We start from the raw sequence: 13,545 nt of genomic DNA on the forward strand, positions 1-13,545 counted from the left end.
TCAGCTCCTCACGCCGTCAAGGCCGCGTGCCATGCGCCGCTCGAGCGCGCGCATGCCGTAGGAAATCACGCAGGCGATGGCGAAGTAGAGGATCAATATGGTGGTGAAGGGCACCAGCGTGTTGCCGGTCTGGGCGCGCACCACCTGCGCCTGAAAGGTCATGTCGGTCAGCGAGATCAGCGAGACGACGGCGGTCGCCTTCAGAAGCTCGATCGCATTGTTGCCGAAGGTCGGCAGCATCAGGAGAAACGCCTGCGGCAGGATGACATGGCGCATCGCCTGCCAGCGGCCGAGATTGAGCGCAACGCAGGCTTCATACTGCTCGCGGCCGATCGATTGCACCGCGCCGCGCACCACTTCGGCACCATAGGCGCCGACATTCAGGCCCAGCGCCAGCACGCCCGCCTGCAGCGGCGTCAGCGTAATGCCCATGAACGGCAGCACGAAATAGGCCCAGAAAAGCTGGACGAAGATCGAGGTGCCGCGGAAAAATTCGATATAGGTCGTGGCCAGCGCCCGCACCGCCCAGAAGCGCGACAGGCGGCCGAGCCCCGCGGCAAAAGCCATGACCAGCGCAAGTGCGGAGCCCATCACCGTCAGTTCGACGGTGACGACTGCGCCTTGCAGGATGAGGCCTAGATATCCGGACCAGTCGATCATGAATTCAGCGGTTTCCCAGATCGGTGATTTCGCGCGAGCAGCTCCTTCTCCCCGTTTACGGGGAGAAGATGCCGGCAGGCAGATGAGGGGCAGAGCTAGCCTGGCAGAATTGATGCTGCCCCTCATCCGGCCCTTCGAGCCACCTTCTCCCGTGAACGGAGAGAAGGAAGAGGTGCCCTACTTCGCCGCGCAGAGCTTTTCGCGCGTCGTCGACATCGCGGCCTTGGCCGAGAAGCCGTAGGGCTCGATGATCTTGGCGAATTCGCCCGATTCCTTCAGCTTGGCGAGTTCGACATCGAAGGCATCGCGCAGGGCTTCGTCGCCCTTCTTGAAGGCCGCGCCATCGCAATAGACCGGCGCACCGACGACCGGGGCGACGACTTCGAGGCTCGGATCGTTGGCCTTCTTGACGAGATCGTTGATCGACAGCACCGGCAGCGAATAAGCGTCGATGCGGCCGTCCTGCAGCATCTTCAGGCCGCTCTGGCCGTCCGGAACAACGATGACGCGGTCACGCGGCACGCCAGCCTCGAGCGCCAGCTTTTCCTCGGTGCCGCCGCCGGGCGCGCCGATGGTGCCCGACGGGTCCTTGGCAATGTCGGCATAACTCTGGAAACCCTTCGGGTTGCCCTTCTTCAGCAGGAAGGCTTCGGCGTCGCACAGTACGGGCTCGGAGTAAGCGACCGCAGCGCAACGTTCCGGCTTCATGAAAAGTCCGGCGGTGACGGCGTCATGGCGGCCGGCCTGCAGACCGGGGATCATCGCGCCATATTCGGAGATCGAGGCCACGACATCGGCAACGCCGAGACGCTTGAACACTTCGCGCGCCACGTCGGGCGCCGCACCCGAAACCTTGCCGTCCGCGCCGACCGCGGTGAAAGGCGGCTCGTTGGCGATGGCAATGCGGGCAAACCCTTGAGCCTTCAGTTGCTCAAGCTTGCTGTCGTCGGCCGATACCGGCCCGGTTGCGACAAAGGCGGCGACGGCGGCCGCACACGCAGTTCCTGCCAATAAAACTTTGATCTTGTTCATAGTTCCCAGCTCCATTCGGTTTCTTGTGGTTTTATTTCGAGCGGCCCCGCCGCCCATGCATTGCGGTCAGACGCGGTGTCCGGCCGCTATGATCTTTCTGAGGAATGCCTGCGTGCGTTCCTGCTTGGGATGGCGGAAGATGTCGTCGGGCTTGCCCTCCTCGACAATCTTGCCGCGATCGAAAAACAGAACACGGTCGGCGAAATCATGGGCAAAGCCCATCTCATGCGTCACCAGCAGCATCGTCATGTCGGTCTCGGCCGCCAGCTTGCGCATGACGTTCAGCACTTCCTCGACCAGTTCGGGATCGAGCGCAGAGGTGACCTCGTCGAACAGCATGATCTTCGGCGACAGTGCCAGCGCACGGGCGATCGCCACGCGCTGCTTCTGGCCGCCGGAAAGCTGCGCCGGCATCGACTTCGCCTTGTCGGCCATGCCGACCATGTCGAGCAGCTCCATCGCCCGCTTTTCCGCGTCGGCTTTTTTCACGCCCTTGGTCAGCATCGGCGCCAGCGTGACGTTTTCGATGACGGATTTGTGCGGAAACAGGTTGAACAGCTGGAAGACCATGCCGATCTTCTGGCGCATTCTGGCCAAATGCCGCTCGTCGGCCGGCAGCAGCTGGCCGTTGCGCTCCATATGGTAGAGATGCTCGCCGTCGATCTGGATGTGACCGCCATCGATGCTTTCCAGCGTCATCAGGATGCGCAGGATCGTCGTCTTGCCGGAACCGGACGGGCCGATCAGCGCCAGCTTCTCAGCCGGCTTGACCTCCAGCGAGAGGCCGTCGAGCACCTTGAACGAGCCGAAGCTCTTGGTGATGCCGTCGATCTTGATGATAGGCTGGGACATGTGTCTCTCCTGTTGGGAGAAGCGAATGTCCCAAACGATGGGGAGTTTATGAAATCATGTCAATTCATAAAATAATATCATGACAATTTTTCGAAATATGCTGGATTTCGAGGCATTTCGTCTAAATGGCCAGCAACAGCAATTCGGGATCGCCGAGCAATAACTTCGCGACCACGCCCAGCCCTGCCCGCAATTCGCCTTCGGTCGTCGATCCCAGCGAGATGCGCACCGCCGGCTGCCACTCTTCCTGCGAGATGCGGAAGGAAACGCCGGGCGCGATGGCAACGCCCTGCAGCCGCGCCTGCGAGACGAACCCCTCCTCGGTGCGCTGATCCGGCAGCGGCAGCCAGATGTGCAGGCTGTCGCGGTGTGCGAGATAGCCCACGCCGCCCAGCATTTCTGCTGCGATCTCGTGGCGGCGGCGCAAGGCCTCGCGCTGCCAACGGACCAGTTCCATGGCCGTTCCATCGGCTACCCAGCGCGAGGCGATCTCGACCACCATGGGCGTCGCCATCCAGTTCGAGACGAGGTGACGGTTGGCAACGGCGGCGACATAGCGGTCCGGCGCGACCAGATAACCGACGCGCAGGCCCGGCACGACGATCTTGGTAAAACTGGTGACGTAGAGCGTGCGTTCGGGCGCAAAATAGGCCATCGGCGGCGCGCGATCCTGCACCAGCGGGCCGAGCACATCGTTCTCGATGATCGCGATATCGTGGCGTCGAGCGACCTCGGCAATTTGCGAACGCCGCACCGAACCCATGAGTGTCGCCGTCGGGTTGATGACGGAAGGCTGCACGAAAACGGCCCGGATCGGCGATTTCCGGCAGGCTTCGTCCAGCGCTTCCGGGATCATGCCCTCGTCATCGATCGCCAATCCCTCGAGATCGAAGCCGAGATAGGTCGCAAGCGGTATCAGCGTATGGTGGCCGATCGCCTCGGTGGCGACGATCGAACCGGGCGGCGCGACACTCATCAGTGCAACCGTCATGCCGGCCGTCGCGCCATTGGTGATGCTGATATTCTGCGGCGACACCTCCAGCCCACAACCCCGCAGCCAGTCCGCAGCAATAGCGCGATGGCGTGGGAAGACGACATTGGGCCGGAAGGACAGAGCCGCACTGGACGTCAGATTTTCCGAAAGCCAGCCCAGCGCCTGCTTCATCTTCTCCAAATGCATCGGCTCACAGACGGGCTTCAGGATCGACAGGTCGATCACCTCTCCAAGCCGCTCCGGCAGATAGGGCGGGTCCGGTTCCTTGCGCTGCGTCTGCACGAAACTGCCGCGCCCGATCTCGCCCGAAATAAGCCCGCGCCGTATAAGCTCCTCGTAGGCGCGGCTGACGGTCTGGACCGAGAGTTTCAGGTCATCGGCCATGCGCCGGTGCGTCGGCAATCGTGCCCCGCTTTCGAGGCGTCCATCATGGATCGCCCGCGCAATCTGTTCGGCAAGCGAAAGATAGGCGGGGCGGCGAATGAGAGCAGGATCCGGGCGCCAGAATGTCATGATTTATATGAGACCATAATCAGTGCAATTGACAATCGAAAAAATGCGCGGTCATGGTCCATCGACGGAATTCACAGGCAAGCTATGTCCTCGATAAAACTCGATCCGATCGATCTGCGCATTCTCGATGCGATCCAGCGCGACGGGCGCATCACCAAGCTGGCGCTTGCCGAGCGTGTCGGGCTGTCGCCGACGCCATGCTGGATGCGGCTGCGAAAACTGGAAAAAGCCGGCATCGTCACCGGCTATCACGCACGGCTTGCCATGCGGCTGGTTGCGCCTGTCGCCACGGTGCTGATGGAGGTCACGCTAGGCGCGCACAGGCAGGCGGATTTCGACCGTTTCGAACGCGCGATCCGCGACATTCCCGAGATCATCGCCTGCTGGTCTGTCGGCGGTGGCGTCGATTATGTGCTGAAGGTGATGGCGCGCGATATCGACGCCTATCAGCGGCTGGTCGACGGCCTGCTGGAGCGTGAGCTCGGCATCGACCGCTATTTCACCTACATCGTCATCAAGACGGTGAAGGAAGAGACCGCGCTGCCGCTCCAGGAATTGCTGCCGCCGGACGCCAGCCAATAGTCGATCTCTCTGGCAATAAGCGCTGCGCTAGACAATCTCTCTCCTGGTGTCCCCCGGAAAAGTCTCTTTCTCCGGTCCGTCACGCCTAGTCTCCGGGTGAACAAATTCGGAGACTCCCGATGCCCGCCCAATTCGCTCGCGCCCATCGACAGGATGCCCTCGACCGGCTTGCCGACCGCCGCCTGCTGCGCGAACTCGCCTATGTCGACGAACACTGGACGGCTGCCGAAACCGGCCAGACCTTCGAGGTGCGCAATCCCTCGAATGGCGAGGCCTTCGCCTGGGTTGCGTCGCTGGACGCCGTGCAGACCTCGCAGGCAATCGATTCCGCCGCACGCGCCCTGCCCGCTTGGCGTTCGCTCCTGCCGCAGCAGCGCTCGGCGATCTTGCGAAAATGGTTCGAGCTGATCATCGCTGCGAAGGAAGACCTCGCGCTGATCATGACGCTGGAGCAGGGCAAGCCGCTCGCCGAATCCCTCGGCGAAATCGACTATGCCGCATCCTTCATCGAGTGGTACGCCGAGGAGGCAAAGCGCCTCAACGCCGAGAGCGTCACCAGCCATTTGCCCGGCGCGGAAATGATCGTTCGCCGCGAGGCGCTTGGTGTCGTCGGCGTCGTCACGCCGTGGAATTTCCCGTCGGCCATGCTGACCCGCAAGGCCGCCGCAGCTCTCGCCGCCGGCTGCACCATCGTCGCCCACCCATCTTCCGAGACGCCGCTTTCAGCACTCGCGCTGGCAGAGCTTGGCGAGCGTGCCGGGCTACCGGCCGGTGTGTTCAACATCGTCACCGGCAACGCCGCGACCATCGTCGGCAGGCTTTGCGAGGATGCGCGGGTTCGCGCGCTCAGCTTCACCGGCTCGACCGAGATCGGCCGGTTGATCGCCGCCCAATGCGCCCCGACGATGAAGCGCCTCGTCATGGAACTCGGCGGCCACGCGCCGTTGATCGTCTTCGATGATGCCGATCTGGATCGCGCCGTGAAGATCGCCATCGACGCCAAATTCGCGACCTCCGGTCAGGATTGCCTCGCCGCCAACCGCATCTATGTGCAGCGCTCCATCTATGACGCCTTCTGCGCCAAATTCGCCGAGCGCATTGCCGCGCTCAAGGTCGGCGACGGCCTGACCGAAGGCGTCGATATCGGCCCGCTGATGCACGAGCGCGCCATCGCCAAAGTCGAGGAACAGGTTGCCGATGCCATAAAACGCGGCGCGCGCTGCCTGACCGGCGGCAAGCGCCTTGAGGCCGGCGCACTGTTCTACCAGCCGACACTGCTCGCCGACCTCACCGACAATGCGCTCATCATGCGCGAGGAAACTTTTGGACCCGTCGCTGCCGTCACGCCCTTCGACACGGAGGATGAAGTGATCGCCCGCGCCAATGACACCGAATACGGCCTTGTCGCCTATGTCGTCACCGAAAACGGCGCTCGCCAGCTGCGGCTAGGCCGCGCACTGGAATACGGCATGGTCGCCATCAACCGTGTAAAGATCACCGGCGCGCCGATCCCGTTCGGCGGCGTCAAACAATCCGGCCTCGGCCGCGAAGGCTCCCGCCATGGGCTGGAGGCTTTTACCGAACTCAAATATCTCTGCCTCGACGCAGCCTGAACAATCACGCAAGGAAAACTGCCATGCTCGAACAGTCGAACGAACTCGCCGCCTGGGATCGCGATCATTTCTTCCATCCCTCGACCCATATGGGCACCCATGCGCGCGGTGAATCGCCCCAGCGCGTGATTGCCGGCGGCGAAGGCGTCTACATCACCGACACCACGGGCAAGCGCAGCCTCGATGCCTTTGCCGGGCTCTATTGCGTCAATGTCGGCTATGGCCGCCAGAAGATCGCCGACGCGATCGCCGAACAGGCCAAGAACCTCGCTTATTACCACGCCTATGTCGGCCACGGCACGGAAGCCTCGATCCGGCTTTCCAAGATGATCATCGACCGTGCGCCCGCCGGCATGAGCCGCGTCTATTTCGGCCTCTCCGGTTCGGACGCCAACGAAACCAACATCAAGCTGATCTGGTACTACAACAACGTGCTCGGCCGGCCGGAGAAGAAGAAGATCATCTCGCGCTGGCGCGGCTATCACGGTTCCGGCGTCATGACCGGCTCGCTCACCGGGCTGGAACTCTTCCACAACGCCTTCGACCTGCCGCGCGCGCCGATCCTGCACACCGAAGCGCCCTATTATTTCCGTCGCGCCGACCGTTCGATGAGCGAGGAGCAGTTCTCGCAGCATTGTGCTGACAAGCTCGAGGAAATGATCCTGGCCGAGGGACCGGAAACCGTTGCCGCCTTCATCGGCGAGCCGATCCTCGGCACCGGCGGCATCGTGCCGCCGCCCGCCGGCTACTGGCAGAAGATCCAGGCCGTGCTGAAGAAATATGACATCCTGCTGGTCGCCGACGAGGTCGTCACCGGTTTCGGCCGGCTCGGCACCATGTTCGGCTCCGACCATTACGGCATGAAGCCGGACCTCATCACCATCGCCAAGGGACTGACCTCGGCCTATGCGCCGCTGTCGGGCGTCATCGTCGCGGACAAGATGTGGCAGGTGCTCGTCCAGGGTTCCGACAAGCTCGGCGCGCTCGGCCATGGCTGGACCTATTCGGCGCATCCGATCTGTGTGGCTGCGGGCGTTGCCAATCTCGAACTCATCGATGAACTAGATCTGGTGACGAATGCCGGCGAAACCGGCGCTTATTTCCGCAAGGGCCTCACGGATGCTCTCGCCGGCCACAAGCATGTCGGCGAAGTGCGCGGCGACGGCATGCTGGCGGCGGTGGAATTCGTCGCCGACAAGGACGACCGGGTATTCTTCGACGCCTCGCAGAAGATCGGCCCGCAGGTCGCAACCGCCCTTGCCGAGCGCGGCGTCATCGGCCGCGCCATGCCGCAAGGCGACATCCTCGGCTTTGCGCCGCCGCTCTGCCTGACAAGGGAAGAGGCGGATAAGGTGATCGCCGCTGCTGCGGATGCGGTGAAGAGCGTGTTTGCGAATAACTAGTTCTTGAAAGCCAGCGCCGCCCCTCATCCGCCTGCCGGCACCTTCTCCCCGTAAACGGGGAGAAGAAGGAAGCGTAAGCGTTGCGGCCAGCCTTCCTCTCCCCGTCACTACACGGGGAGAGGATGCCGGCAGGCAGGTGAGGGGCAGCGCAAACACCAATCAGGAAGCATCAACATGCCCATCACATCCTCCCTCCCCGCCGCCATGCGCGCCGTGCTGCTCACCGGACACGGTGGTCCTGAAAAGCTGGTCTATCGCGAGGACGTACCCGTTCCCGCCCCCGCTCCCGGCGAGGTGCTGATCGAGGTCACCGCCTGCGGCATGAACAACACCGACGTCTGGGTGCGCCAAGGGGCATACGGCACCGAGGAAGACGCCGGCGCGGTTTCGACGTGGCGCCGGCAGGGCAATACGCTGACCTTCCCCCGCATCCAGGGAACCGACAGCGTCGGCAGGATCGTGGCGGTCGGTGACGGCGTTTCGCCATCACGCGTCGGCGAGCGCGTGATGGTCGATTTCTCGATCTACAACCGCGACGACGATAGCCTCGCCGACATCGACTATATGGGCCACGGCCGCGACGGCGGTTACGCCGAGTATCAGGCACTGCCGGCGGAAAACGCCCATGTCGTTGACACGGCGATGACCGACATCGAACTCGCCACCTTCTGCTGCGCCTATCTCACCGGCGAACAGATGCTGGAGCGCGCCGGCCTGAAGGCTGGCGAGCGGGTGCTGGTCACCGGCGCGTCCGGCGGCGTCGGCTCAGGCATCGTCCAGCTTGCCCGCGCCCGTGGCGCCATCCCCTACGCGATCGTCGGCGCCGGCAAGGAACAGGCGGTCAAGAATATCGGCGCGGAAGCCGTCATCACGCGCGGCGCGCCAGATCTCATCGCGGCGGTGCACGAGGCGACCGGCGGTCAACCCATCGACGTGGTTGCCGATCTCGTCGGCGGCGCGATCTTCAACGATCTCCTGCGCATCCTGCGCCCGGAAGGCCGCTACACCACGGCCGGTGCGATTGCCGGCCCGGTCGTGCAGCTCGACCTGCGCACTATGTATCTCAAGCAGCTTCAGCTTCACGGCTCATCGCAAGGCACGCGCGGCGATTTCCAGCGCATCGTGCGCTACATCGAACAGGGCCTGATCAAGCCGCTGGTCGGCGGCGTCTACAGGCTCTCCGACTTCCGCCGCGCGCAGGCCGATTTCGTCGCCAAGGATTTCGTCGGCAAGCTGGTCGTCGTTCCCGACGCGAAAGCCGACTTTTGACGCAAATTCCAGCCGGAATTGGCCGGTTTGCCTGCGTCTTTCGGCCATTCCCACCCGGTTGGGGCTTGAAGCCGGCGCAATCCGGTGTCACATCAGGGGCTTACGCGGCCGATGCTTCTTCGGCCATCCGCAAGCCCTAGGTTCTATCGATGGTCACCTATCTGGACGCCGCCACGGCCCCGACACGAAACACCGGACAGATTCGCCTTTACGGCGCGGAGGCGTTCGAGGGCATGCGCAAGGCGTGCAACCTCACCGCACGCTGCCTGGACGAGCTGGCATCGATGGTCGAGCCCGGACTGACCACCAACGCCATCGACCGCTTCGTCTTCGAATTCGGCATGGACAATGGCGCCCTGCCCGCGACGCTGAACTATCGCGGTTACACGAAGTCGACCTGCACCTCGATCAATCACGTCGTCTGCCACGGCATTCCCGACGACAAGCCGCTGCGCGACGGCGACGTCGTCAACATCGACGTGACCTATATTCTCGACGGCTGGCATGGCGATTCCAGCCGCATGTATCCGGTCGGTACCATCAAGCGAGCAGCCGAGCGCCTGCTCGAAGTCACCCACGAATGCCTGATGCGCGGCATCGCCGCGGTTCGTCCCGGCGCGCGCACCGGCGCGATCGGTGCCGCCATCCAGACCTTTGCCGAAGCCGAGCGGTGCTCGGTCGTGCGCGACTTCTGCGGCCACGGCGTCGGCCAGCTCTTTCATGATGCGCCGAATATCCTGCATTACGGCAGCGTCAATGAAGGCGTCGAGATGCGCGAAGGCATGATCTTCACCATCGAGCCGATGATCAATCTCGGCCGCCCGCATGTAAAGGTGCTCTCCGACGGCTGGACCGCCGTCACCCGCGACCGCTCGCTCTCAGCGCAGTACGAGCACACCGTCGGCGTCACCGCGACCGGCTGCGAAATTTTCACGCTGTCGCCCAAAGGGCTCGACCGGCCCGGTTTGTCTTCCTAATATTCCCTCGGGGTATGCCGCATCTTGCGGCAATGCATACGGGGAAATGCGGGCATGATCGACGACCGGGAGGACGAGCGCGGTTTCTTTGCCGAGCAGCCGCCGAAATCTCTGAAATCCGCCAAGCCTATTGATGAGAAGCCGCATTATCTCGGCCATCGCCAGCGCCTGCGCGAACGGTTTCGCGAAGCGGGTCCATCGGCCCTTTCCGATTATGAGATTCTGGAGCTTCTGCTGTTCCGCTCCATCCCGCGCGCGGACACCAAGGAACGCGCCAAGTCGCTGCTGAAACGGTTCGGTTCGCTGGCCGAGGTTCTCGGCGCGCCGGAGCATCTGCTGCGCGAAGTCGAGGATATCGGCGAAGGTGCTGCCATGGACCTGAAGATCGTGGCGGCCGCCGCCCAACGCATGGCGCGCGGTGAAATCAAAGGCCGCGAGGTTCTGTCGTCATGGAGCCAGGTGCTGGAATATTGCCGCGCCGCCATGGCTTTCGAGGAGCGCGAGCAGTTCCGCATCCTCTTTCTCGACAAGAAGAACGCGCTGATCGCCGACGAGGTGCAGCAGACCGGCACGGTCGACCACACGCCGGTCTATCCGCGCGAAGTGGTAAAACGGGCGCTTGAGCTATCGGCGACGGCCATCGTGCTAATTCATAACCACCCATCCGGCGACCCGACACCGTCGCGAGCAGACATCGATATGACCAAGCTGATCATCGAATCGGCCAAGCCGCTCGGCATCGCCGTGCACGATCACATCATCATCGGCAAGAAGGGTCATGCCAGCATGAAAGGCCTGCTGCTGATCTGACGATCCACGCGCTTACGGCAGCGGCACGCCACAAGACGCCGCAATCTTGGTCAGGGCATCCCTGATACCGGTCAGGTTGAAGTCGGCCTCGCCGTTGCCCGACAGAAAGCTGATGCGCCAGACCGCCCGAAACCGGCTGGCGCCCAGAAGGCGGGCAACAGCCGCATCGCCGTCCGTGTAAAAACTGCGGTTTTGGAAGCCAAGCGTCCATTGCTCGGAAAACGCGCTGCCGTCGATGCGCAGTTCGAGATCGATCGCCTGCCGCCTGGAAAGCGACTCCCTAAGCTGGATCGACTGCGTCCAACTGGGATTACCGCCTGTACGGCAACCGATCGTGAAGACCGGGTGATACTCGATGACGCGCGAGGAATCCGTGCTCATCGTGTTGGTCGAAAACACCGACGCGGTGAACTGGCCATTGCTGCCGTTGCCAAAGCGCCAGCCATCCGCCAGTTGCGCTCGCGCGGTGGTGGCCGCAAGCGCCCAAACAGTGATGAAAAGCATAAAAAGCAGGATTTTCGCAGTTGCGCGTGACGTCATACTTTCCCGTCCCGGAACCATTGGAATGCAATAGCGGCGAATGCAGCGGCAATTTAGTAATGCGACGTTCGAGCGTGAACAAGCGCCTGGACGTCTTACGGCTGCGGAATGATTGCATAGCAATCACGCGGATTCCAGCCGCATCAAATTTGTAAAGGTGGGTCTCTATGCGGCTGCGAAGTCAGCGCGCGTGTCCATGTAGGCTGACGGACTTGGCTCGCTTTTCATCATCGCCTTTCGCCAGGCCTCTTGCTCAGCGTTTATCAGAGCTAATTCCCAAACACAGGCGATAACAGGCCTTTTGACCGTATCCATTGGCTCGGAGGCAGAATACAGCTTCCGATAGATATGCTGACAAAGCACCGAACCCTGTATCCACCAGTGAACCGAGATGGAAATACCGAGTTCGCCGGGATGAACGATCACAAAGCCCATGCCATTGTCGTCGCCCTCGTCCACTACGCGCGGCAGAACGTCCTGTCGCACAAATGACTGCGCCAGGGTCACCATGGCTTGGTCGATCTTCTTGTTATCTGCGACAAGGCCATAGATCTTAAGCTTGAGATCGCCAATGTCCCACTGGCCCAAATTTGAAACATCGCGAGGGTGATAGATCTCGATTGTTTCAGAATTCATTGGTTCCACTCCATTCAGCTCAAAGAAAAAAGGCCGCTGTCTTACCAGCGGCCTTTTTCATGACGTCCCGGAAGCGTCGCCTTATTCGGCGTCGGCTTCCTTGGCCTTCTTCTTGGGAGCGGCCTTCTTCTTCGGCTCTTCGGCAGTAGCCTCGTCGTCGGCCTTCTTAGCGGATGCCTTCTTGGCCTTCTTCTCAGGCTTGGCAGCGCCTTCTTCCTCGTCGTCGGCCATCAGCTCTTCCTTGCTGACCTTCTGGTCAGTGACGGAGATCTGGGTCAGCAGATGGTCGATGACCTTCTCTTCGAACAGCGGCGCGCGCAGGGTCGTCAGCGCGTTGGCGTTGTTGCGGTAGAAATCAAAGACTTCCTGCTGCTGGTTGGCCGGGTAGCGGCGAACGAACTCGAACAGAGCGCGCTGTAGTTCCTCGTCCGACACCTGCACGCCGGCCTTCTCGCCGATCTCGGCCAGAACGAGGCCAAGACGCACGCGGCGCTCCGCAAGGCGCAGATACTCGGCGCGGGCTTCCTCTTCCGTCGTCTCTTCGTCGGCAAAGGTGCGGCCGGCTGCTTCGAGATCGCGGTGGACCTGGTTCCAGATGTTTTCGAACTCGGCTTCAACGAGCTTCGACGGCGCCTCGAAGCTGTAGCTCTCATCGAGCTGGTCGAGAAGCTGGCGCTTGACCTTCTGGCGCGTCATCGTGCCGAACTGGCTTTCGATCTGGCCGCGCACGATCTCGCGCAGGCGCTCGAGCGATTCGAGGCCGAGGCTCTTGGCGGTCTCGTCGTTGATCTCGAGATCGCCGGGCTTGCCGACTTCCTTGACGGTGACGTCGAAGGTGGCTTCCTTGCCGGCCAGTTCAGGCGCGTTGTAGTTTTCCGGGAAGGTCACGGTGACGAGCTTCTCGTCGCCGGCCTTGGTGCCGACCAGTTGGTCTTCGAAGCCCGGGATGAATTCCTTGGAACCGAGAACCAGCGGCTGGTCGTTGCCGGTGCCGCCGTTGAACGGCGTGCCGTCGATCTTACCGACATAGTCGATCGTGACGCGATCGCCTTCAGCGGCCTTGCCGGTCTTGGGCTCATAGGTGCGCGACGATTCGGCGATGCGCTTGACCTGATCGTCAATCTCGCCTTCCGGCACGTCGAAGACCTGGCGGGTCACGGCGATCTTGGAGAAATCCTTGATCTCGATGGCCGGGATGATTTCGTAGGAAAGCTGGAACTCGAAGTCCGCGCCGCCGGCGAGGATCTTTTCGGCTTCCTTCTCGTCCTCGGTCATGGTGACTTCGGGCTGCATGGCAGCCTTTTCGCCACGATCGGAGATGATGGTGCGCGTCGAGTTCGACAGAATCTCGTTGACGACCTCGGCCATGAACGACTTGCCGTAGACCTTGCGCAGGTGCTGCATCGGCACTTTTCCGGGACGGAAGCCGTTGATACGCACCTTGTTCTTGGCGTCCGAAAGCCGCTCGACGAGCTTGGCTTCCATATCGCCGGCCGGCACGGTCACCTTGATTTCGCGCTTAAGACCGGAATTGAGTGTTTCGGTAACCTGCATCATAAAACCTTTGTTTTCACGAAAGCGGCTGAACACACGGCGTTCTGCCGCTCAGCCTGCCGGAATTCTCGTGCCGGGGGTATTCTTTGGGCGGGTGAAGCAATTCAACC

General features: G+C 62.2%; 13 protein-coding genes. 6 read left to right on the forward strand and 7 right to left on the reverse strand.

Going from position 1 to position 13,545, the window contains the following annotated elements; translation table 11 throughout:
* The 4 genes from ehuC to ehuR all read right to left on the reverse strand — a co-directional run bounded on the left by ehuC (position 1) and on the right by ehuR (position 4,051).
* Positions 1 to 660: an ectoine/hydroxyectoine ABC transporter permease subunit EhuC gene (ehuC, locus tag WBQ96_RS18535; RefSeq protein WP_165120784.1), complete on the reverse strand. Its 660-nt coding sequence runs from the start codon at positions 658 to 660 to the stop codon at positions 1 to 3.
* A 177-nt stretch (positions 661 to 837) separates the two neighbouring features.
* Positions 838 to 1,692, reverse strand: a complete 855-nt coding sequence (ehuB, locus tag WBQ96_RS18540) for an ectoine/hydroxyectoine ABC transporter substrate-binding protein EhuB (RefSeq protein ID WP_165120785.1) — start codon at positions 1,690 to 1,692, stop codon at positions 838 to 840.
* A 66-nt stretch (positions 1,693 to 1,758) separates the two neighbouring features.
* Positions 1,759 to 2,544: an ectoine/hydroxyectoine ABC transporter ATP-binding protein EhuA gene (gene ehuA, locus WBQ96_RS18545; protein WP_119818398.1), complete on the reverse strand. Its 786-nt coding sequence runs from the start codon at positions 2,542 to 2,544 to the stop codon at positions 1,759 to 1,761.
* A gap of 121 nt (positions 2,545 to 2,665) precedes the next feature.
* Positions 2,666 to 4,051 (reverse strand): MocR-like ectoine utilization transcription factor EhuR, encoded by a 1,386-nt coding sequence (gene ehuR, locus WBQ96_RS18550; protein WP_336552877.1) that lies wholly within the window; start codon positions 4,049 to 4,051, stop codon positions 2,666 to 2,668.
* Between the two features lie 93 nt (positions 4,052 to 4,144).
* Here ehuR and WBQ96_RS18555 point away from each other — a divergent pair, with 93 nt between their 5' ends.
* From WBQ96_RS18555 to radC, 6 genes are all read left to right on the forward strand, one after another.
* Entirely contained in the window at positions 4,145 to 4,633 is a 489-nt protein-coding gene (locus tag WBQ96_RS18555) for an Lrp/AsnC family transcriptional regulator (RefSeq protein ID WP_336552943.1), read from the forward strand.
* 119 nt (positions 4,634 to 4,752) lie between these two features.
* On the forward strand, positions 4,753 to 6,246 hold the full coding sequence (locus tag WBQ96_RS18560) for an NAD-dependent succinate-semialdehyde dehydrogenase (RefSeq protein ID WP_336552876.1): 1,494 nt from the start codon (positions 4,753 to 4,755) through the stop codon (positions 6,244 to 6,246).
* A 23-nt stretch (positions 6,247 to 6,269) separates the two neighbouring features.
* Positions 6,270 to 7,649, forward strand: a complete 1,380-nt coding sequence (locus tag WBQ96_RS18565) for an aspartate aminotransferase family protein (RefSeq protein WP_336552875.1) — start codon at positions 6,270 to 6,272, stop codon at positions 7,647 to 7,649.
* A gap of 174 nt (positions 7,650 to 7,823) precedes the next feature.
* A complete protein-coding gene (locus WBQ96_RS18570; protein ID WP_336552874.1) occupies positions 7,824 to 8,918 on the forward strand; it encodes an alcohol dehydrogenase family protein in 1,095 nt (364 codons plus the stop codon).
* A 149-nt stretch (positions 8,919 to 9,067) separates the two neighbouring features.
* Complete coding sequence (gene map, locus WBQ96_RS18575; protein ID WP_336552873.1) at positions 9,068 to 9,895, forward strand: type I methionyl aminopeptidase; 828 nt, start codon at positions 9,068 to 9,070, stop codon at positions 9,893 to 9,895.
* A gap of 54 nt (positions 9,896 to 9,949) precedes the next feature.
* A complete protein-coding gene (radC, locus tag WBQ96_RS18580; RefSeq protein WP_336552872.1) occupies positions 9,950 to 10,705 on the forward strand; it encodes a RadC family protein in 756 nt (251 codons plus the stop codon).
* A 12-nt stretch (positions 10,706 to 10,717) separates the two neighbouring features.
* Here radC and WBQ96_RS18585 read toward each other — a convergent pair whose 3' ends face one another.
* The 3 genes from WBQ96_RS18585 to tig all read right to left on the reverse strand — a co-directional run bounded on the left by WBQ96_RS18585 (position 10,718) and on the right by tig (position 13,435).
* Positions 10,718 to 11,245, reverse strand: coding sequence for a hypothetical protein (locus WBQ96_RS18585; protein WP_336552871.1), 528 nt, complete (start codon positions 11,243 to 11,245; stop codon positions 10,718 to 10,720).
* A 165-nt stretch (positions 11,246 to 11,410) separates the two neighbouring features.
* On the reverse strand, positions 11,411 to 11,881 hold the full coding sequence (locus tag WBQ96_RS18590) for a hypothetical protein (RefSeq protein ID WP_336552870.1): 471 nt from the start codon (positions 11,879 to 11,881) through the stop codon (positions 11,411 to 11,413).
* Between the two features lie 81 nt (positions 11,882 to 11,962).
* On the reverse strand, positions 11,963 to 13,435 hold the full coding sequence (gene tig, locus WBQ96_RS18595; RefSeq protein WP_336552942.1) for a trigger factor: 1,473 nt from the start codon (positions 13,433 to 13,435) through the stop codon (positions 11,963 to 11,965).
* Positions 13,436 to 13,545: the final 110 nt, after the last annotated feature.

The organism is Mesorhizobium sp. CCNWLY176, from assembly GCF_037153935.1.
Taxonomy (GTDB): domain Bacteria; phylum Pseudomonadota; class Alphaproteobacteria; order Rhizobiales; family Rhizobiaceae; genus Mesorhizobium_M; species Mesorhizobium_M zhangyense.

Excerpts from the sequence above, each read along its gene's own strand:
- WBQ96_RS18590 (WP_336552870.1), bottom strand. The coding sequence starts at position 11,881 with ATGAATTCTGAAACAATCGAGATCTATCACCCTCGCGATGTTTCAAAT.
- ehuA (WP_119818398.1), bottom strand. The coding sequence starts at position 2,544 with ATGTCCCAGCCTATCATCAAGATCGACGGCATCACCAAGAGCTTCGGC.
- radC (WP_336552872.1), top strand. The coding sequence starts at position 9,950 with ATGATCGACGACCGGGAGGACGAGCGCGGTTTCTTTGCCGAGCAGCCG.
- ehuC (WP_165120784.1), bottom strand. The coding sequence starts at position 660 with ATGATCGACTGGTCCGGATATCTAGGCCTCATCCTGCAAGGCGCAGTC.
- map (WP_336552873.1), top strand. The coding sequence starts at position 9,068 with ATGGTCACCTATCTGGACGCCGCCACGGCCCCGACACGAAACACCGGA.
- ehuB (WP_165120785.1), bottom strand. The coding sequence starts at position 1,692 with ATGAACAAGATCAAAGTTTTATTGGCAGGAACTGCGTGTGCGGCCGCC.
- ehuR (WP_336552877.1), bottom strand. The coding sequence starts at position 4,051 with ATGACATTCTGGCGCCCGGATCCTGCTCTCATTCGCCGCCCCGCCTAT.
- WBQ96_RS18565 (WP_336552875.1), top strand. The coding sequence starts at position 6,270 with ATGCTCGAACAGTCGAACGAACTCGCCGCCTGGGATCGCGATCATTTC.
- WBQ96_RS18585 (WP_336552871.1), bottom strand. The coding sequence starts at position 11,245 with ATGACGTCACGCGCAACTGCGAAAATCCTGCTTTTTATGCTTTTCATC.
- WBQ96_RS18560 (WP_336552876.1), top strand. The coding sequence starts at position 4,753 with ATGCCCGCCCAATTCGCTCGCGCCCATCGACAGGATGCCCTCGACCGG.
- tig (WP_336552942.1), bottom strand. The coding sequence starts at position 13,435 with ATGCAGGTTACCGAAACACTCAATTCCGGTCTTAAGCGCGAAATCAAG.
- WBQ96_RS18570 (WP_336552874.1), top strand. The coding sequence starts at position 7,824 with ATGCCCATCACATCCTCCCTCCCCGCCGCCATGCGCGCCGTGCTGCTC.